The organism is Tateyamaria pelophila (assembly GCF_019966495.1).
Taxonomy (GTDB): domain Bacteria; phylum Pseudomonadota; class Alphaproteobacteria; order Rhodobacterales; family Rhodobacteraceae; genus Tateyamaria; species Tateyamaria pelophila.
Map to the genome: position 1 here is coordinate 1 of NZ_JAIMIA010000083.1, position 20,363 is coordinate 20,363.

Below are 20,363 nucleotides of genomic sequence, written 5' to 3' on the forward strand. Positions count from 1 at the left end.
GTAAAAGATACTTGATCCGCAGGCCTGATCAGGCGATCTTCGCGTCAGATGGCAGGCCACTTGGGGAATGTCGGTTTTACACAGTACCGTCAATTTCTGCGCTTTGTTCGCAAACCGACCCGTTATGATTCGCTTCAACGCGTCGATCTCTCGCCTCGAAGACGAATCAAATTTTTATAAATTCTGGAAGTTGTCCGACGTCCCGCATGAGTTGAGTCAGTGCGCGGGCCGGCCTGAAAATATCTCAAATTGGCGACAATGAGCCCATCATACGCACGAGCGCGCACCGTCGGCCTGCGCTGAAATCAGTGCGTTTTGTGTCAACCTTGAACAAATTGGTACTAAGGTCAGGCTCCATTGATACCGGCGTTCAGGTCTGACCCACAGCTCCCAGAACGGAGCGGTGACATGTGCAATGCCTACTGGCTGACCTGCTGACCTGCTGACCGGCAGGGAATTTGCGCAGGAAATGTCCCGAGAGAGGATGACAAGCGCGTACTGGCCGGGATCATCGTCCTTAATCGTTGTACTTTTCGGTGTCCGGATGCACCTGATCCCTATGGCCAGCACAAGACTTTTTACGGCGGTTGGAAGCGGTCGAGCAAGAAGAGGATTGCTCTGATGCTGCTGAAACTGGCCGTGCGGGGCAGCGCTATCGAAACGCTGATGATCCCCTCTCATCGAAACTTCGTTTCGACTGCCAGGCCGCGGATGGAATGCATCTGAAAACGCACCGCACAGCCACCAAGTCTGGGGCTGCAAAAGGGTGGCGTGGCCGCCTGATCGGCCAGACCAAATGTGGGATAAATTCCAAGTTTCACACCATCACGGATGCTCTGGGCCATCCCTTGCGGATGTTCCTGACGGCGGGCCAGCGTAACGAGTGCATCGACGCGCCTGCGCCGCCGGTAGGTCTGCGACCCGCCGAACCCATGCTGGCGGATCGGGGTCATGATGCAGACTGGCATCGCGAAGCACCTGAAAACGAGGGGATAACGCCATGCCCACCTGCGAGAAAGGGTCTCAAGATACTGACCCAAAACGACAAAGTGCGTTATCGCAAGCGGCACAAATCGAGGAGTGCTTTGCCCGGTTCAAGGACTGGCGGCGTGTCGCAACCCGCTATGACCAATGTCCAAAGGTGTTCTTGTCTGCCATCGCTCTCGTGGCCACCGTCTTGTTCTGGCTGAAAATCAATGAGTCTGCACCCTGCCACTACTTTGGCGGATTTTTCGTGCAGGTGCATTTTGAGGATCTCAAAGGGCGTTTTCGGTGGTTCATAAGGTGCCAGCTTTGAAGGAGACCGGCGATTTATGGAAAACTGGCGACGCGATCTGGAAGCCTCGTTACCCCCGATTGTTAAGGGGCTGCGGCACTAGAAGAGTGCTCGGATGTGCCCGGCTTACATTGCCGGGCTGATCGGTCCGGCCGATCGCAAATGCGTGCAGCCCATGGCGGCGTGTGATCCGACGACCAGCTATGACCGGCTGCATTATTTCATCGCCAGCGAAGCCTGGGAAACCGCGCTGCTGGAGGCGGCCGTACTGGCTGAGGCGGGATACGGAGCGTGCGGAGCTTTCCGTCAGACTCCGATCCAGCGCGGTCTAGACTGGGCCGTGGGTATGTCACACCGCCAGAATGTCCATCCGGCCGATACCGGACTGTTGTTTCCCGAGGCCACAAGAGGTCGACGGCGCAAATATCACATTTCGGACCGCGTGGCGGTGTCAGTTGAAGTCATGCTCGTAGCGGCAAAATGGCAGAAGATCAGCTGGCGGCGAGGCACCAAAGGTAAGCTGAGCTGCCAGTTTGCCTCCCGTCTGCCGTGTGCGGATCGCCGATGGTCACAGGCATCCCATGGGTGACGGGCGCGTTCAGACCATGCGCGGCGCAGAAGAGGTCTGCTGGTCGGCGAGCGAAGCGCGACCGGCGAGCAGGAATACTATGCCTCGAATATGTCAGCCGATACGAAGCTCAAGGCACGCGCCTCTGCCATTACGGCAAAATGGGTTTGTGAGCGGGCGCATCAGCGTCTCAAGGAGGAGCTCGGTCTCGACCATTTCGAAGGCAGATTCTGGCCTGGCTCGCATCGGCACGCCCTAAATGAAGATGATCGCCTACGCGCGCATTCCGTCCGGCAGCCAACTTCACAAGCGACCATAGCAACTTTCAGCCAAGCGATCCTCGACATCTTCGCTCGGCCACCACCCACACGCTGCCCTCATTGTGAAATGCTTCATCCAGAATCCACCAAAGCTAACGTGCCAAAATAGTGATAGCGCTGCATTTGCAATTCAGGACGATTTTTTCGATGTGCGGCGGCGGCGAAAGCTTGGTGTTGCGGTCGCCATCGTGACAAGCCCCGAATGAGGACCGCAGCCGAAATTGACTGCAGAAGGTGGCGGGCGATCAGGTGGTGGATTTCGGATGGGCTCAGCGTGTTTTGAAACCTGGTGATCATGCTGCTGCTGGTTGATTCCGAAGACGTATTTTCTTCGGTTTTCTGAAGGCCGTGCGGCACTCATCGGTGCTGAGCCGCGCAGGAAACATTCCTCGCTTTTGGGCAGCCCGGTGGCGGCGGCCAGTTCTGGCGGTGTTGCGTTCGTACGGGCGCAAGCGACGTGACACGCGATGGCATTTGGATCAGGCAGGCTTCGACAGTGCAAGCAACGGGAAAACCCTTCTCCGACCGTAGGGATGACTGGGACCGCCTGGTCATAGAGCCCCACGCCCTTCGGCGCCTTCGCCTGCGCTGATCGACTGCCAATCCTCGAGTGACACCTCTGAGATCCTCGTTGCGGAGTCGGCCTGAAAGCGGTGCCACGCCTCGAGAAACCGTGAGCCGGGCGTACGACAAGAATACAAAGCTTTTCAAGCGTGTCCGACATTCCGCGGAACAGGGAACCGGACCCATGGCCCACATCGGCCAGCACGCAGGCACAGGGTGTTCCCTCGTCCGGCGGGGTACTCTCATTTCGAAGACCATGGCGGGCCCGGTGGCAAAGGACACGTCTACCGGAACATGCGCCCTGGTGCGACGGCCGAGGCCATTTGCCCACGCTTTGAGTACCGCCGTTGACCAAAATCATCGCATTACCCAGTTCGAGGAATATCCTTGTCAGTGCCACAAGGAACCGCTGGTTCCAAAGGCTTCGAAAGACGTGGTCTGCATGCAACCTCCTGCAAGCGGGAATGATCACATCAAATAGACGCGGCATTTGTGGCCGCGCCTTTATGTTTGCCGCTAGACACTTTGATGATGTGACACTACGTTCCCCGCTGGCGTCGGCCTTTATCTTAGCCTTTTGGCTCCTAAGTCCTGCCGCTCCAAATGCAAAACCAACGAATTGTGTGACCTATGACGCCTGATGAGATACGGAAAAGCTTTTTAGATGAAATGACACGGCAAGGGTCCGTCGCGATCCCCTCGGCCAGTGTTGTTCCTGAAAACGACCCAAGCACCCTGTTCGTTGGCAGCGGCATGCAGCCGATGGTCCCCTACCTTTTGGGCCTCGATCATCCGATGGGCAAGGATCTGGTGAACGTACAGCCCTGTATCCGGACCGGCGATATCGAAGAAGTCGGCGATCTGACGCATCTCACATTCTTCGAGATGATCGGCCGCTGGGAATTGGGCGCCGACCCGGAAATATACAAAGCCGAACAAATCCGCCGGATCATGGACTGGCAGGTGAACGTGCTCGGGCTCGACCCGAAACGTCTGAGCGTTACGATACATTGCGGCAATCCCGAGCTTGGGATCGACTACGACAACGCCAGCCTGAAAGTGTGGCAGGAATTCTTTGCGTCCCACGGCATCGACGCTCCGGTTGAAGAAGAGCCGTTCAAATATGGCGCGTCGCGTGGTGGCCGGATTTTCGTCTATGACGACTCCGAAAACTGGTGGTCGCGCGCGGGCGTCCCCAGCAAAATGCCTGTCAGCGAGCCCGGCGGCCCTGACAGCGAAATGTTCTTCGATCACGACCCGGACGGCGATCCGATGGCGCACCCGGCCGATGGCGGCGCGCGTTTTGTCGAGATCGGGAACAACGTCTTCATGTCGCACAAGCGGACGGAAGATGGCTTTGTTCTGTTTGACCGCCCCAACATCGACTACGGCGGCGGGCTTGAGCGTATTCTGTCAGCGGCAACGGGCGAAGTGGACGTCTATAAGTCGCCGTTCTTCATCGGCCCGATGCAATATCTCGAAGAGCAATCCGGCAAATCCTATGAAGGCAACGAAAAAGCATTCCGCATCATTCTGGACCATACCCGGGCCACGGTGTTTTTGCTGGCGAGCGGTGTCTATCCGAGCAACAAGGACGCGGGCTATGTTGTCCGTCGTCTGATCCGCCGCGCGGCGCGCGTTGGCAAAACGCTTGGCTTCGAAGGGGCGTTCCTGTCCAACCTGGCACAGGTTTTTGTTCAGGAATCCGAAACCTATACCTTCGTTCAGGACGCCCGCGAGCAAGTTCTCAACGCGCTGGAGCAGGAAGAAACGCTGTTCCTGAAAACGCTTCGCAATGGTGAGCGCGAAATCCGTCGCTTCATGAAAACCGGCGACGTCACAGGGCGTATCGCATTCCAGTTTTACGAAACCTACGGTTTTCCCCTCGAACTGACCAAAGAGCTTCTCGAAGAAGAAGGCATGAGCATTCTTGAGCCTGAAGGCTTTGACATCGCCTCAAAGGAGCACTCTGTGGCCAGCAAATCGGCCTCAACCGCGAAGTTTTCCGGCGGGCTGGGCGACAAAAGCGAAACGACCGTTTCGTTCCACACCGCGACTCATCTTTTGTTGGCGGGCCTGCGCGAAGTTCTGGGCGATCACGTCCACCAGCGCGGCAGCAACATCACGCCGGAGCGGATTCGCTTTGACGTGTCCCACCCTCAGAAAATCACTGCTGACGAGCTCAGTGAAGTCGTCGAGTTCGTGAACAAGGCCATCGCGGCCGGCGCCGAGGTCAAATCCTACGAAATGGACAAGACAGAAGCGCGTGAAGCAGGCATCGAGGGCAGCTTCTGGGACAAGTATCCGGAGCGGGTGACGATTTACGAGATGAAGGATGCTGACGGCACCGTCTATAGCCGCGAGCTGTGCGGCGGCCCCCATGTCGAGAACACGGGTAATCTCTCTCACTATGGGACCTTCAAGGTCCTGAAGGAAGAAAGCAGTTCTTCCGGGGTGCGCCGGATCAAAGCCGTGATTGCATAATTGAACTGTCGACACCGAGCTTCGTGATCCGTCGTCAGATGTCGCGACGGATCGCATATTCACAGTTTGAGTTATGCTTCCGATCCCCGCTGACCAGTAGAGGTCTCAGCGGGGATGGTGTTTGTGCCGCCCTCGGCAACAAGATCGGAATACGTGTAAAGCCGGGTTTTGTTTACAGTCATGACACGCGGCACAATGTTACACCTCCGGCATCCAATCGCCAATATCTGTAACATTGTGATTGCACCGAATCTCCACTGAAGGTATTTAGCGGACAGGGAGATTTTGCATGGATGCATTCATTTGCGACGCGCAGCGCACGCCGATCGGTCGCTACGGCGGCGGTTTGTCCACTGTGCGCGCCGACGATTTGGCCGCAGCGCCCATCGCCGCATTGATTGCGCGCAATCCGGATGTGGACTGGTCCGCTCTGGACGATGTAATCTTGGGCTGCGCCAATCAGGCGGGCGAGGATAATCGCAATGTTGCCCGCATGGCCGCCCTTTTGGCAGGCCTGCCCACCGACGTTCCCGGTGCAACGATCAATCGGCTCTGTGCGTCGGGCATGGACGCGGTTGGCATCGTCGCCCGTGGGATCAAGGCCGGTGATCTGGACATGGCAATCGCCGGTGGCATCGAGAGCATGAGCCGCGCCCCCTTTGTCATGCCCAAGGCCGAAACCGCTTTCAGCCGTGCCAATCAAGTCTATGACACCACGATCGGCTGGCGGTTCGTGAACCCCAAAATGAAGGCGGAGTACGGCACAGACTCCATGCCCGAGACGGCAGATAACGTCGCCGATGACTGGAACGTCAGCCGCGCCGACCAGGACGCGTTCGCCGCGCGGTCACAAGCCCGTTGGGCCGCTGCACATGCCGCAGGCGCATTTGCGGACGAAATCGCCCCCGTCACGATACCGCAGCGCAAAGGTGACCCGATCAGTATCACGACGGACGAACATCCGCGGCCCGGGACGGACCTGTCCGCTCTGGCCAAACTGCGCGGCATAAACGGCACCGATAAAACGGTAACGGCTGGAAATGCCTCCGGCGTTAATGACGGCGCTGCGGCTTTGCTCATTGCCTCCTCCCAAGCCGCCGCGCAACACGGTTTGGCAGCCATGGCCCGTATCGTCGGGATGAGTGCTGCCGGGGTCGCGCCGCGTGTCATGGGGATCGGCCCCGTGCCCGCCTGCAAAAAGGTGCTCGACCGTGCCGGGCTTACCATCGACCAGATGGACGTTATTGAGTTGAACGAAGCTTTCGCCTCTCAGGGTCTCGCCACCTTGCGCAGCCTTGGCGTGGCCGACGACGACCCGCGCGTGAATGCCCAAGGCGGGGCGATTGCCCTTGGGCATCCTCTGGGCATGTCCGGCGCTCGGCTTGTCATGACCGCTGCTTATCAATTGCAACGCAACGGCGGGCGCTACGCGCTTTGCACGATGTGTGTTGGCGTCGGACAAGGCGTCGCTCTCATTCTGGAGCGCGCCACGTAAAACAGACGCTTGTCCTCGAAAGGATCTGAAAATGTATGCACAAATGATCAAATCCGAAGCGACCAAGGAAGATCCGGTCAAGCTGGCCGCGTTTCAGGCCCGCATCGACGCAGGTGAAAAGATCGAGCCGAAGGATTGGATGCCCGAAGGGTATCGCAAGACCCTCATCCGCCAGATCGGCCAACACGCGCACAGCGAAATCGTCGGCCAACTGCCCGAAGGCAACTGGATCACCCGCGCCCCCTCGCTTGAACGCAAGGCAATCCTGCTTGCCAAGGTACAGGACGAGGCGGGGCATGGTCTCTACCTCTATTGCGCTGCCGAAACACTGGGGGTCAGCCGCGATGAGTTGACCGAAATGCTGCTCGACGGACAGATGAAATATTCGTCGATCTTCTCCTATCCGACCCTGACATGGGCCGATATGGGGGCGGTTGGCTGGTTGGTCGACGGCGCGGCAATCCTGAACCAGGTTCCACTGCAACGCACCAGTTACGGCCCCTATGCCCGAGCCATGGTGCGCATCTGCAAAGAGGAATCGTTCCATCAGCGTCAGGGTTTCGACATCATGATGAAAATGGTGAACGGGACGGCCGCGCAAAAGCACATGGCACAGGACGCGCTCAACCGGCTTTGGTATCCGTCGCTGATGATGTTCGGCCCGTCGGACGCCGAAAGCGTGCATTCCGAACAATCGATGCGTTGGAAGATCAAGATCAATTCAAACGACGAGCTGCGCCAGAAGTTCGTCGATCAAACGGTGCCGCAAGCCGAATATCTGGGCCTGACCATACCGGATGAAAACTTGGCGTGGAACGACGACAAGGGCGGTTATGACTTCAGCCAGCCGGACTGGAGCGAGTTTTTCGACGTGCTGAAGGGCAATGGCCCCGCGTCGGTCGAGCGGATCGAAGCGCGCCAAACAGCTTGGGACGATGGCGCATGGGTCCGTGAGGCGCGCATGGCCCACGCGGCCAAGAAACAAGCGACAACGCTGGCGGCGGAGTAAACAGATGACCAACGAATGGCCCCTCTACGAAGTTTTCATCCGCGGGCAGCATGGCCTGTCTCATCGCCATGTCGGCAGCTTGCATGCAACAGACGCCCAACATGCGATCCAGAACGCCCGCGATGTCTATACCCGCCGCAAGGAAGGCGTCAGCATCTGGGTCGTGCCTGCCGTTCAAATCACCGCCTCGTCACCTGATGACAAGGACGCGCTGTTTGAACCGTCCGAAGACAAAGTCTATCGCCATCCCACCTTTTTCAACATTCCCGACGACGTGGGGGCGATGTGAGCGTCGCCGGTCTGATCCGCATGGGCGACAGCACGCTGGTGCTGGGCCAGCGCGTGTCGGAATGGTGCGGCCACGCGCCCGCGCTCGAAGAGGACATTGCGCTGGCCAACACCGCCCTCGACCTAATCGGGCAAACGCAGCTTTGGCTGGGGCTGGCCGGAGAACGCGAGGGCCAAGGGCAGGACGCCGACGCACTGGCCTATCGGCGCGACCCCTGGGATTTTCGTAACCTGCTGCTGGTCGAACAGCCCAATCGCGATTTCGGTGTGACAATGATGCGTCAGTTTCTGTTCGATACATGGCATCTGGAAGTGCTCAGGACGCTCGCGCAACACCCCGATGCAGAGATCAGCGCCATCGCGCAAAAGTCCGCCAAAGAGGTCACCTATCACCGAGAACGTTCGACCGACATGGTCATTGCCTTGGGCGATGGAACGGAGGAAAGCCAACAGCGGATGCAATCCGCGCTTGTCAGGCTCTATCCTTACGTGGGCGAGATGTTCACGATCGACCCGGATGACCTGATCGACATGGCCACCCTGCGCCCCGGTTTCGACGCACACCTGACCGCCACTTTGGACAAGGCAACACTGACCAGACCGGCAAGTGAGTTTGCCCATCAAGGCGGCAAGACCGGCGCGCGGCATTCCGAACATCTGGGGCATATTCTGGCCACCATGCAATCGCTTCCACGCAGCTATCCAGACGCCAAATGGTAGCGACACACCCCTTGATCGATGACGTTTGGGCGTGGTTGGCGGACGTACCAGACCCCGAAATCCCGGCAATATCGCTGGTCGATCTTGGTATCATCCGCGACGTTCAATGGCTTGATGATACACTGGAAGTCACGGTCACGCCGACCTATTCCGGCTGCCCTGCCACGTCGATCATCAACTTCGAGATCGAGGCGGCCCTGCGCGCCAAGGGCATCCAAAACCTGTCTCTGAAACGACAGATTTCGCCGCCATGGACGACGGACTGGATGTCCGACGCGGGGCGCGCCAAGCTCGAAGCCTACGGCATCGCCCCGCCTCAACCGGCTGGCGGGCCCGCACATTGCCCCCGCTGCCAATCCAAAGCAGTCGAAAAAATCAGCCAGTTCGGCTCGACGCCCTGCAAGGCACAATGGCGCTGTACCGACTGCCTCGAACCCTTTGACTACTTCAAGTGTATATGATGCCCCAGTTTCATCCCCTCACAGTAACCGACATCCACCGCACAACCCGTGACGCTGTCGTGCTGACACTGAAAGCCGACGACCCGGACCTGTTTCGTTTTACCCAAGGGCAATATCTGACGTTCCGCAAGACCTTTGACGGAACCGAGTTGCGACGCAATTATTCGATCTGTTCCGGGGTCGATGACGGCGTCCTGCAAGTGGGGATCAAAGAGGTCGATGGCGGCGCGTTTTCCTCCTTTGCCAACACGGACCTGAAGATCGGTGACCGGTTGGATGCCATGCCCCCGATGGGCAATTTCTACGCAGGCACTGCACCTGCGACGGCGAAATCCTACCTGGGCTTTGCAGGTGGATCCGGCATAACGCCGGTTCTGTCCCTTCTTCGGTCGGCCCTCTCGCGCGAACCGGACAGCACATTCACGCTGGTCTATGCCAATCGGGCCGTGCACACGATCATGTTCCGCGAGGAACTGGAAGACCTGAAAAACCGCTTTATGGGGCGGCTGACTGTGGTCCACGTTCTGGAATCCGGCCAGGATATCGACCTGTTTTCCGGTCGCATCGATCAGGACAAATGCGCGGCCCTTTTCAAATCCTGGATCAACGTGTCCCATATCGACGTCGCCTATATCTGCGGGCCTGAACCGATGATGATGGCCATCAACGCATCGCTCAAAGCCCACGGCATGCGCAAGGATCAGATCAAGTTTGAACTGTTCGGAGCGAGCCAGGAAGGCTTGTTGGCAAGGAAAGCGATCCGCGCAAAATCCAAGGGCGCGGTAAGCACGGCAGCCCGGATCACCCTCGATGGTACCACACACAGCGTCGACATGACAAAGGACCAATCCGTTCTGGAGGCCGCCCTGTCCCACAATCTCGAAGCGCCGCACGCCTGCCGCGCTGGTGTGTGCAGCACGTGCAAGGCCAAGGTGACCGAGGGCGAGTTCCAGATGCTGATCAACCACTCGCTCGAGGATTACGAGGTCGAGGCCGGTTATGTCCTGACCTGCCAGTGCTACCCGATCAGCGACACGCTGGTTGTGGATTACGATCAACACTAGGGGGCGATGATGCATCAGGTACAGAGTTTCGCCGAAGGTGCGTGGGTCGCCCCCGGCGCAGGCGCAAGGCCCATTGCCAGCGCTATCACCGGTGACGTGATCGCCGAAGCGGGCAATGACACGCTTGATGTTCAGGCCATGCGCGGGTTTGCGCGCGACGTAGGCGGCCCGGCACTGCGGGCAATGACGTTCCATGACCGGGCACGGATGCTCAAGGCGCTGGCCCTGCACATCAAGGCCCATCGCCAGACTCTCTATGACCTCAGCTTTGACACGGGCGCGACGCAGGCCGATCACCTGATCGACGTGGATGGCGGCATTGGCACGATGCTGGTTTATGCCGCCAAGGGACGGCGGGAAATGCCCGATGCCGAAGTCTATCTGGATGGTCCGCCCGAACAACTCGGGCGCACCGGCCAGTTCATGGGGCGGCACATCTGCACGCCGCTGCAAGGCGTCGCCCTGCACGTCAACGCGTTCAATTTCCCCGTCTGGGGCATGTTGGAAAAACTTACGCCCACCCTTTTGGCCGGTATGCCCGCGATCATCAAACCCGCAACCGCGACCTCTTATGTGACGGAAAGCTGTGTGCGGCTGATGATCGAAAGCGGCCTGTTGCCGGACGGTGCCTTGCAGCTTATCGCCGGTAGGGTCGGCGATGTGCTCGACCATATGGACTGTCAGGATGTGGTCACCTTCACCGGCTCGGCGGATACGGGGTTGCTGTTGCGCAGCACCCCGAACCTGCTGGCCAACGCGGTCCGTTTTACGGCGGAGCAAGACAGCCTGAACGCCTCGGTGCTTGGTCCGGACGCAGGCGCGGGCACACCGGAATTTGACCTGTTCATCAAGGAAGCCGGACGTGAAATGACCGCAAAGGCGGGTCAGAAATGCACTGCGATCCGGCGCATAATGGTGCCTGAAGATCAGGTCGATGCAACGATCGAAGCGCTTTGCGCAAGGCTTGCCAAGGTGCGTGTCGGTGATCCGCGCGCAGACGGCACGACCATGGGGGCGTTGGTCTCTGGCGCGCAGAAAAACGATGTTCTGGACAAGGTCGCGATGATCGGCGCGGAGGCAGAGCAGGTCTTTGGCAACCTCGACACTTTCGCGATGGCCGACAGCAAGGGGGCATTTCTGCCGCCGATGCTCTTTCATTGCTCAGACCCCGATAAGGCATCGCTGGTGCACGACGTCGAGGCGTTCGGGCCGGTGTCCACGATCATGCCGTATCGCGACATCAACCACGCGGCGGAGTTGCTCAATCGCGGCAAAGGATCGCTCGTGGCGTCGATCATCACCCGCGATGCAGACGTGGCGCGGCACATGACGATGGGGTCGGCCGCGTTCCATGGCAGGCTTTATTTCAACAATCGCGACAGCATGACTGAGGCAACAGGGCACGGCGCGCCGATGCCACACATGGTCCACGGCGGCCCGGGACGTGCCGGTGGCGGCGAAGAGTTGGGCGGCATCCGTGCCGTCACCCACTACATGCAGCGCACCGCCATTCAAGGCAGCCCCGATATCCTTTCGGCCATTGGTGGGCAATGGGTGCCGGGTGCGCGCGAGGCGACCGACAAACCGCACTCTTTTACCCGCCCCTTCGACGATCTGGCAATCGGCGACACGCTCTACAGCCCCGCGCGACAGGTCACGCTGGATGACATCGAAAATTTTGCGCATTTCACCGGCGACACGTTCTATGCGCATATGGACGACGCAGCTGCCCGCGCGAACCCGTTTTTTCCCGGTCGTGTCGCCCATGGATATCTGCTGCTCAGCTTCGCGGCCGGGCTGTTTGTGCAACCTGATCCCGGCCCGGTTCTGGCCAATACAGGCCTCGATGCCTTGCGCTTTCTCAAACCGGTTGCGCCCGGGGACAGCATCAAGGTGCGCCTCACGGTCAAAGCCAAGACGCCCCGCAACCAAGACTATGGCGAAGTGCGGTGGCACGTGACACTGACCAATCAGGATGACGATCCCGTCGCCGAATACGAACTTCTGACGATGAATGCATGACGCGGACTATGATCGCTGTGTGATGGCCCTTACCCAGCTTGGGCCCGTTCGCGCGTGGTCCCTGTTGGTGACCGTTTTCGGCGATCTTTCGGAAAACGGCGCGCTTGATGGCCCGACGCTCACGTCGATCATGAATGAGGTGGGGATCAAACCCGAAGCGACGCGCGTGGCCTTGCACCGCCTGCGCAGTGACGGTTGGATCACGTCGCAACGATCCGGGCGCACAAGCCGCTATAGTCTGACGATCAAGGGACAGCGCGACAGTGCGGCGGCCCGACCACGGATCTACGGCCGACCAGAAGATATGGGACGCGGTGCACATGTGTATCTGACCGCCGCAAATGGTAACACACTTGATCCGGCGGACTATGCCCAGATTGCCCCACGGCTGTTTATCAGCGGAAAGGGCACCGCCTGCCCGCCAGATGCGATGATGCTGCAACCAACGGAGCTGCCCGCATGGCTCGGCGATCAGATGGAACTCGACTACCTGCGTGACGGTTACGACGCGCTCTATTCCGTTTTGTCCGGCATCGTCCCGACGGCAACCGACACAACGCCACTACAGACCGCCGTTCTACGAGTCTTGATCGTACACGCCTGGCGGCGCCTTGCGCTCAAGCACCCCGACTTGCCCCGCGCGGCACATTCAACCGCATGGCGCGGCCACGATTGCCGGACCCTTGTGACCACCCTTCTGGATCGGCTACCCAGGCCCGACCACGATGCGATCAAGACCGCCTAAACCGCGCTTTCCCCTTCCGCGACCGCACGCTATAGCAGTGCCATGACAAATCACCTGCATATCTCCGACTTGCCCGACGGGCTTGACCTTGGCCCATCGGTGGCCATCGACTGTGAAACCATGGGGCTGCACCCGCACCGCGACCGGCTGTGCGTTGTGCAACTGTCCGGGGGCGACGGCGACGCGCATATCGTCCAGATCAAACTGGGACAGAGCGAAGCACCGAACCTGTGCGCCCTGCTTGAAAATCCGGACGTGCTCAAGCTGTTTCACTTCGGCCGGTTTGACATCGCCGCCATGCTGAATGCCTTCGGCGCCGTCACGGCGCCGGTCTATTGCACCAAGATCTCCAGCCGTCTGATCCGCACCTATACAGACCGGCACGGGCTCAAATACCTGTTGCAGGAACTGCTGGGCGTCGATGTCTCGAAACAACAACAATCCAGTGACTGGGGCGCGGAAACACTGACCAATGCACAATTGGACTACGCTGCCTCGGACGTGCTCTATCTGCACCGCCTGCGCGAAGAGTTGGACAAACGACTGGTCCGCGAAGGGCGCATGGAGATGGCACAAGCCTGTTTCGATTTCCTGCCAATGCGTGCGCAACTTGATTTGGCCGGCTGGCCCGAAACTGACATTTTTGCACACTCATGACCAAGGTAACCCCCTTTCTCGACACCGCGCGCCGGGTGATCAATACCGAGGCCGCTGCGCTGAACACGCTTGCCGAGAGCCTCGACGACAGCTTTCGCGATGGCATCGACATCCTAATGAACGCCACGGGACGGGTCATCGTCACGGGGATAGGCAAATCAGGCCATATCGCGCGCAAAATCGCGGCCACGCTTGCCAGCACCGGCACCCCCGCGCAATTCGTGCATCCCGCCGAGGCCAGCCATGGCGATCTGGGCATGATCACCCGCAAGGACGTGGTGCTTGCGATCTCCAACTCTGGCGAAGCGCCAGAGCTTGCCGATCTGGTCGCCTATTCAAGACGCTTCGATATTCCGCTTGTCGGTATCACCAAGAACCCCACGAGCGCGCTGGGCAGCCAATGCGACGTTGTCTTGTTGTTGCCCGATCTGCCCGAAGCCTGCGGCACAGGGGTCGTTCCGACCACATCGACGACGATGACCCTCGCCATGGGGGACGCCGTTGCCGTGGCGCTGATGGAAAACCGATCCTTTACGGCCGTGCATTTCCGGGATTTCCATCCGGGCGGCAAACTCGGAGCCCAATTGGCGCGGGTGTCTGACCTGATGCACCCCGGAGACGAAATGCCTCTCGTGTCGCTCGACACGCCCATGTCCGAAGCGCTGATCGAAATCAGCCAGAAGAGCATGGGCGTCGTCGCTGTCACAGCGGAAAACGGCGCATTGGCGGGGATTATCACCGATGGGGACTTGCGCAGGCACATGGACGGTCTGCTCTCCTTGAAAGCGGCGGATGTGATGACCACCTCTCCTACAACGATCCACCCGGGCGCTTTGGCGGTTGAGGCGGTCGCATTGATGAACCAGCGCAAGATTACCTGCGTGTTTGCTGTTGACCCGGAAGGCCCCGCAATTCCGCGTGGGATTCTTCATATTCACGACTGCCTGCGGGTCGGGTTGGCTTAAAGGATATGGAATGGACCGCTATTCGCGGCTTATCGCGTGGCTCAAGGTGCTGCTCCCGCTCGCAGCCCTAGGCTTGCTGTCCACTCTCTTCCTGCTGTCGCGCAATATCGATCCTGTCGCCGCGATCCCCTTTGCCGAGGCTGAAATCAAGGAACGATTGCTCGGTGAACAGATCACCGAACCGTTTTTTTCCGGCACGACGCGGGGTGGCGATCAGGTCACCTTGTCGGCCCGCGCGGTGAGGCTGGGTGAAGGGCACAGCAATCGAACGGACGATCTGTCGGTCGAGATCGGCCTTGCCTCGGGTGCCAATGTTTCCCTTTCGTCCGAAATGGGAAGCTTTGATGTTGAAGAGTCCGAGTTGACCCTTCAGGGTAACGTTCTCATCGCCACGTCGAACGGTTACAATTTGACTTCGGAGACTTTGACCACAAGTTTTGAGGAACTGTCCGTCGTCTCGCCAGGTCCAGTCAGCGGCCAAAGCCCGATTGGGACGCTTCATGCGGGTCAATTGCGTCTGCAACGGCAACCGGGAAATGAAAACGTCCATTTGAATTTCACAAACGGGGTGAAACTGTTATACCGCCCTCAAAATTTAGAAGAGTGATACCATCCGTGACATTTCTACGTGCCATTGCCTGCGCTTGCCTTTTGGCTCTTGCGTCCCCTGTTTTCGCCCAAGGCACCCAAGTGGCATTCGGTGCCTCGGCGCAAGACAGCAACGCGCCAATCGAGGTCAGCGCCAATGAACTGGACGTCGATCAAAAGACGAATACCGCGATTTTTACCGGCGACGTTCTGATCATTCAGGGTGAAATGCGGCTGGCCGCGGACCGGGTTCTGGTTGTTTATCGCCAGGAGACGCAAGGTATCTCGCAACTTGAAGCGACGGGGAACGTGACGGTTATCTCCGGTGAAGACGCGGCAGAATCTCAGTACGCAGATTATAGGGTCGACGAAGGCGTGATCGAAATGACGGGCGACGTCTTACTGACCCAAGGGCAAAACGCGCTGACCGCAGATCGGATGACCGTCAGGCTCGATGATGGGACCGCGCGGATGCAGGGACGGGTCAAAACGATCCTGCAACCCAGGGAAGACTGATGGTAAAGCCGACCCTCAAAGTTTCTGAAGGTGGCTCGGGCCTGAAGGTCAAGCATCTGAGAAAATCCTATCGTAAGAAACTGGTCATCCGCGATTTCTCGATGGAACTGAACAGGGGCGAAGTTGTGGCCCTGCTGGGGCCGAACGGGTCAGGCAAGACCACGACGTTCTACGCGATTGCCGGGCTGGTCACGCCAGAGGCCGGCACTGTGCTTGTCGATGGCGTCGACGTGACGACCTTGCCGATGTATCGCCGCGCGCAAATGGGCATTGGATATCTGCCGCAGGAGATGAGCATCTTTCGGGGGCTCAGCGTTCAGGACAATATTTCGGCTATTCTGGATGTGACGGTCAAGGATCGCCACAAGCGACGGGAACGCCTTGAAGAACTTCTGAGCGAATTCTCCGTTGAACATCTGCGACGGGCCCCTGCGTTGGCGCTGTCCGGCGGGGAACGGCGGCGGGTGGAGATTGCGCGATCACTGGCCGCTAACCCCAAATACCTGCTGCTTGACGAACCGTTTGCTGGGGTCGACCCGATCTCGGTCGGAGATATCCGCAGCCTTGTCGCTGATTTGAAGAAGCGGGGCATCGGGGTTCTGATCACGGATCACAACGTGCGCGAAACGCTCGAAATCGTTGATCGCGCCTATATCTTGCATGATGGACAAGTATTGATGTCAGGCACACCGCAAGATGTTGTGCAGAATGAGAATGTACGCCGTGTCTACCTCGGCGAAAACTTCCGGATTTCTTAACAATCGAAACGAAATCAATCGCCACTTTTGATTGACAGACGGTATCGTTTTGGCGTGCAATAGAGCCATGGCATCGCGTGCTATTCCACTTCTCAGGCCCTTGGCTTTGTCCTCAAAGCCTGCTTCAGATCAGGTAAAACGCGGGCCGCTCCCGTTTAGCTGACGCTCCCGGTCTGGCCACGCCCGTGGCCCGTCTTGTCGTCAGCGCGGAATATGTGAAGGAGAAAGAATGCAATACCAAATCAGTGGCAGACAAATCGATATCGGTGAAGCTTTGCAATCCCACGTTCGAGACGAACTGGGGATCGTGGTGCAGAAATATGCCGAACGGCCAACAAACGCTCAGGTTGTATTCTCAAAATCGGCGCATGAGTTTGTCTGTGAGGCGACGGTCCACCTTTCGACGGGTCTGACCGCCCAGGCAAAGGCTCATGCTACTGAAATATATGCAGCTTTTGACGCCTGCTCTGACAAAATGGAAAAGCAGTTGCGCCGCTACAAGCGGCGCCTCAAAGACCACCATCGCGAGCGCGCACAACCGGTTGAATTCTCCGGCGCATCCTCATATATCCTCGCCTCTGAAGCAGGAGAGACGGAAGAGTCGGAACCGGAAAGCCTTCAGCCCATGATTGTCGCCGAGATGGAGACGAACATTCAATCGCTGTCTGTTGGCGAAGCGGTCATGCAGATGGAACTTGCAGGGGCACCGGTACTGGTGTTTCGAAATGAAGGAAAAGACGGACTGAATGTCGTGTACCGTCGAGAAGACGGAAATATCGGCTGGATTGATCCGTAAATGATCAGCGCTGACTAAGGCGCGAATGGTGCGAGCATAATGGATTTAGGAACTCTTCTAAAGCCGGAGGCGGTCAAGGTTGTTACTGCGGCCTCCTCCAAAAAGCGATTGCTGCATGAGATCTCCGATCTCGTGCAGCAGGCCTATGGCCTGGACGCACACCTTGTGGTCGAGGCGCTGATGTCACGGGAATCGCTGGGTCCGACGGGTGTGGGCCAAGGCGTGGCCCTGCCACACGCGCGACTGGATGGTATCGACGAGGTCAAGGGAGCCTTCATACTGCTCGACAAACCCATCGAATTCGATTCCGTTGATCGGCAACCCGTCGATATCGCCTTTGCACTCTTCGCACCGGAGGAAGCAGGCGTTGAACACCTCAAGGCCCTGGCGCTCGTTTCACGCACCCTGCGCGATACCGCGATCTGCTCGAAACTGCGCGCCAATCCGAACTCGGCGACGCTTTATGCAATCCTGAACGAAGCAAAATCGGCGCGCGCCGCTTGATGCATCAGTTTTGGGCCCAGTTCTCGAACCCAAACATCAGATAATCACGCGCATAGGCAGCCCGCGCCAATTTCTCGATTTCTGGGTCGTAAATATCATCTAAAGCGAACGGACCGACACTCGGGGCCTCTGGAAGATCGGGAATGTTCGTGACGCCTACCGAAGCTGCGAGCTCGGCCAGTTCATGGTGTACCGTTTCGCTTCGTATCAACCGGTCAGGCAACACAAACTCGGCAAACCCCTCAATCGTTTTGGATTGCGTCGCCCAATCCGCGTCGACACGAATAGCCGTTTGACCATTCAGGTTGCCTTGCAGGAACTTCAGGAACGCCGCAAACGCCGCCCGATGCGCAGCCGCATCGTAGTTCCGCTCACTCTCGGATTCCGGCAACGGCAGCTTGTAACGCCGCATAAGCGTGTTGCGAATTCCGCGATAGCCGCCCTGCCCCGTGTTCAATATACGATGACAAAAGACCTGATATGCCCGGTCCAACGGGTGGCGCAAAACGGCAAAGCTGCGATGGCCCGGATGAGCGCGCATCCAGTCACGCAGCCCGTTCTGGCCCAATTTTGACAATGGCCGTTCGTCACTTTCAGCGTCCAGCGCACGCAACCAGTCCTCCACGCGATCCTGCGACCCGCCACGTATCGGCAAATACAGCAACGGCGCCGTCGAACTGGCGAAATAGGTCGGTGCGGCGGGCCCGCGCCTTGGCTCAAAATTGGGAGTGCGGGTCAGGTTGAACCGATCCACTCCGGACAGGGCTCCGGCCATTTGGTCAAAATTGCTTACTTTTTCAGGCATCGAACTGGGGTTTTGCACCTTCAGGTTCTTGTCCAGCGCATCCATCCGACCCTCCACGCCAAGCCACGCTGCGAGTCCGTTCATCACATCAAGGTTCTGCAAATCCTCGTAAGCGACGTAAAACGCAGTCTGGCCCGACACTTGCAAACGGTTCAACAAGCTGACCTGAAACGCCTGCAAGGCCGTCACATGCGCGGCAAACTCATCCGGGTCGAAAACCGCCTTCGCGTCCTTGCGCGCCTTGGCATCGGTCAGCTTCCACTAGCCGGTAGCGACGGCAATCTTCCAGGAAACATAACTGTCTGCCGGGTTTCGGGTCAGTACGATCTTGGCGCATTTTGGATCATCAACGATCTTGTCGAACACACGTGGGTCGTGATCGTGAAAGTACCGGAACCCTGCCAGCCCATCCGGCGCCTTTCGAATCTCGCGCAGCAGCTGTTTCGGGTCTTCATCGCGGGCGGCCTGGGTCACACCCAGAATGCTCTTTGTCTTTGGGTAGCCAATAAAATGCGGGTTGAAAGCCTCGCCGTGGCAAACCAATCCGTCAATCGCGTTCAGGTTTGTTTCGAGAAAGTTCGACCCGGTGCGCATCTCGGCAAAGACAACAAAGTAATCGAATTGAGGCATACCAGTCTATCGCACCAAATAGGGCTTGCGCGCCGATTTCGGAGTCTTCTCCGGCCCGAGTGCCGCAGGAAAATCCCCCATCAGATAGGGATGCATACCCTGATTCTTGAGGTTTTGGAGGAAGCGCCCGAAGCCCGTCAAATCGACCATCTTGGGCACTTCTGACAAGCGGTGCTTCTGACTATGTCCAATTTCGTCCAGAATACCTTGCAAAGGCTCCATCGGCGCTTCGACGAATTCAGCCATTGTCCATATCCGCACTCTGGCTTTGGCATATGGCGACCGCAAAATGTCCAGATGTTCGCTTTCTATCCGTTGCAGGCGCGCCGCTTCCTTGCGGATGTCGAGAAAGTTCTTGTTTGACCGAAACAACGGCACGGCCCACGCACCCGACACCACCGAAACCTGCGCGTTGGGGTCCCACGCAATACGCCAATTTGCGTATTGCGTGTCATTGGGGCCAAACTGAAAACACTGGCGTTCGCCCCGCGTGTTCCAGATCAGATTGCTCAGGAACGACTGCGGATTGTAATCGCGGCTGAGCGCGCTGTCGCTGAGGGCGCCATTGAGCGTGGTTTGCCCTTCGGCAAATTCGACGCGGTCAGGACCAAAAATGTGACCATGCACGCGCGCGCCCGTCGCCCGCGACAGCCATGGTTCGAAGTTCTCGAATATCTCGGTAAATCCCTGAAACACGGAATAGGGGGCGGCGGTGACCCCGTTTTCCCAGTCTTTGTTTGGAAACCGGCTTTGCATATAGAGGCCGGGACGCCCTCTCACCCGACGCTCTACCGCCTTGGCAAAGATGCGGTCAATCTTGCCGGGGTTCGGTTCGGTCTGCTTCATGGCACCTGCCAAATCCGTCAGAAACGCCTCGTAAAGGCGATCGGCATGGGGCCAGATCTTGCGCGCGACAAAACAGTCTGAGCGACGCAGCAATTGCAAATGATCATCATAAAAAATGTGTGGTTTTCCTTGAAAGTCGAACTTGGACAAAGTCAGCGAGCGGCTCTCTATGTTGATGGAAAATTTCCGCGCAAGGGTCTGGTAATATACTCGTGCGCCTGAATTGACCTGAGGTTTTCCCCTCAAATCACTTTGTATTCTTTGAGCGATACGACGCGGAAG

The 20,363-nt window shown here is 58.4% G+C and carries 19 protein-coding genes and 2 pseudogenes; 18 read left to right on the top strand and 3 right to left on the bottom strand.

Annotated features, from left to right (window positions below; translation table 11 throughout):
- Positions 1–677: 677 nt before the first annotated feature.
- The gene (locus tag LC354_RS19675) at positions 678–968 is read right to left on the bottom strand and encodes a hypothetical protein (protein ID WP_223427071.1); all 291 of its coding nucleotides are present in this window, start codon (positions 966–968) and stop codon (positions 678–680) included.
- A gap of 32 nt (positions 969–1,000) precedes the next feature.
- Here LC354_RS19675 and LC354_RS19680 point away from each other — a divergent pair, with 32 nt between their 5' ends.
- The 18 genes from LC354_RS19680 (at position 1,001) to LC354_RS19765 (ending at position 17,800) form a co-directional block, all read left to right on the top strand.
- Positions 1,001–1,297 carry a hypothetical protein gene (locus tag LC354_RS19680; RefSeq protein WP_223427072.1) on the top strand — a complete coding sequence of 99 codons (297 nt, stop codon included), beginning with the start codon at positions 1,001–1,003 and terminating at the stop codon, positions 1,295–1,297.
- 94 nt (positions 1,298–1,391) lie between these two features.
- Positions 1,392–1,865, top strand: coding sequence for a transposase (locus LC354_RS19685; RefSeq protein WP_223427073.1), 474 nt, complete (start codon positions 1,392–1,394; stop codon positions 1,863–1,865).
- 1,493 nt (positions 1,866–3,358) lie between these two features.
- A complete protein-coding gene (locus tag LC354_RS19690) occupies positions 3,359–5,212 on the top strand; it encodes an alanine--tRNA ligase (protein WP_223427074.1) in 1,854 nt (617 codons plus the stop codon).
- A gap of 289 nt (positions 5,213–5,501) precedes the next feature.
- Positions 5,502–6,707, top strand: coding sequence for a 3-oxoadipyl-CoA thiolase (gene pcaF, locus LC354_RS19695; RefSeq protein WP_223427075.1), 1,206 nt, complete (start codon positions 5,502–5,504; stop codon positions 6,705–6,707).
- A gap of 31 nt (positions 6,708–6,738) precedes the next feature.
- Entirely contained in the window at positions 6,739–7,716 is a 978-nt protein-coding gene (gene paaA, locus LC354_RS19700) for a 1,2-phenylacetyl-CoA epoxidase subunit PaaA (RefSeq protein ID WP_223427076.1), read from the top strand.
- Positions 7,717–7,720: 4 nt separating this feature from the next.
- Complete coding sequence (gene paaB, locus LC354_RS19705; RefSeq protein ID WP_223427078.1) at positions 7,721–8,005, top strand: 1,2-phenylacetyl-CoA epoxidase subunit PaaB; 285 nt, start codon at positions 7,721–7,723, stop codon at positions 8,003–8,005.
- Positions 8,006–8,025: 20 nt separating this feature from the next.
- On the top strand, positions 8,026–8,724 hold the full coding sequence (gene paaC / locus LC354_RS19710) for a 1,2-phenylacetyl-CoA epoxidase subunit PaaC (protein WP_223427109.1): 699 nt from the start codon (positions 8,026–8,028) through the stop codon (positions 8,722–8,724).
- Positions 8,718–9,185: a 1,2-phenylacetyl-CoA epoxidase subunit PaaD gene (paaD, locus tag LC354_RS19715; protein WP_223427083.1), complete on the top strand. Its 468-nt coding sequence runs from the start codon at positions 8,718–8,720 to the stop codon at positions 9,183–9,185. The genes paaC and paaD overlap by 7 nt, the downstream gene beginning before the upstream one ends.
- Entirely contained in the window at positions 9,185–10,249 is a 1,065-nt protein-coding gene (locus tag LC354_RS19720; protein WP_223427085.1) for a 2Fe-2S iron-sulfur cluster-binding protein, read from the top strand. The genes paaD and LC354_RS19720 overlap by 1 nt, the downstream gene beginning before the upstream one ends.
- Before the next feature lie 9 nt (positions 10,250–10,258).
- Positions 10,259–12,271: a phenylacetic acid degradation bifunctional protein PaaZ gene (gene paaZ, locus LC354_RS19725; RefSeq protein WP_223427087.1), complete on the top strand. Its 2,013-nt coding sequence runs from the start codon at positions 10,259–10,261 to the stop codon at positions 12,269–12,271.
- On the top strand, positions 12,264–13,016 hold the full coding sequence (locus LC354_RS19730) for a PaaX family transcriptional regulator C-terminal domain-containing protein (RefSeq protein WP_223427089.1): 753 nt from the start codon (positions 12,264–12,266) through the stop codon (positions 13,014–13,016). The genes paaZ and LC354_RS19730 overlap by 8 nt, the downstream gene beginning before the upstream one ends.
- 42 nt (positions 13,017–13,058) lie before the next feature.
- Positions 13,059–13,673 (top strand): ribonuclease D, encoded by a 615-nt coding sequence (locus LC354_RS19735; protein WP_223427093.1) that lies wholly within the window; start codon positions 13,059–13,061, stop codon positions 13,671–13,673.
- Positions 13,670–14,638, top strand: a complete 969-nt coding sequence (locus tag LC354_RS19740) for a KpsF/GutQ family sugar-phosphate isomerase (protein WP_223427094.1) — start codon at positions 13,670–13,672, stop codon at positions 14,636–14,638. Before LC354_RS19735 ends, LC354_RS19740 begins: the two co-directional genes overlap by 4 nt.
- Before the next feature lie 10 nt (positions 14,639–14,648).
- A complete protein-coding gene (locus LC354_RS19745; RefSeq protein ID WP_223427095.1) occupies positions 14,649–15,245 on the top strand; it encodes a hypothetical protein in 597 nt (198 codons plus the stop codon).
- Positions 15,246–15,253: 8 nt separating this feature from the next.
- On the top strand, positions 15,254–15,742 hold the full coding sequence (lptA, locus tag LC354_RS19750; RefSeq protein WP_223427102.1) for a lipopolysaccharide transport periplasmic protein LptA: 489 nt from the start codon (positions 15,254–15,256) through the stop codon (positions 15,740–15,742).
- Positions 15,742–16,500 (top strand): LPS export ABC transporter ATP-binding protein, encoded by a 759-nt coding sequence (gene lptB / locus LC354_RS19755; protein ID WP_223427103.1) that lies wholly within the window; start codon positions 15,742–15,744, stop codon positions 16,498–16,500. The genes lptA and lptB overlap by 1 nt, the downstream gene beginning before the upstream one ends.
- Positions 16,501–16,729: 229 nt before the next feature.
- Positions 16,730–17,296, top strand: coding sequence for a ribosome hibernation-promoting factor, HPF/YfiA family (hpf, locus tag LC354_RS19760; RefSeq protein WP_223427105.1), 567 nt, complete (start codon positions 16,730–16,732; stop codon positions 17,294–17,296).
- Between the two features lie 39 nt (positions 17,297–17,335).
- Positions 17,336–17,800 carry a PTS sugar transporter subunit IIA gene (locus LC354_RS19765; protein WP_223427107.1) on the top strand — a complete coding sequence of 155 codons (465 nt, stop codon included), beginning with the start codon at positions 17,336–17,338 and terminating at the stop codon, positions 17,798–17,800.
- A gap of 4 nt (positions 17,801–17,804) precedes the next feature.
- On the opposite strand, the pseudogene LC354_RS19770 reads toward LC354_RS19765, so the two are convergent.
- Positions 17,805–19,235: pseudogene (locus LC354_RS19770) on the bottom strand (sulfotransferase family 2 domain-containing protein).
- Positions 19,236–19,241: 6 nt separating this feature from the next.
- Positions 19,242–20,288: pseudogene (locus tag LC354_RS19775) on the bottom strand (DUF5927 domain-containing protein); the annotation flags it as partial.
- Between the last annotated feature and the right edge of the window lie 75 nt (positions 20,289–20,363).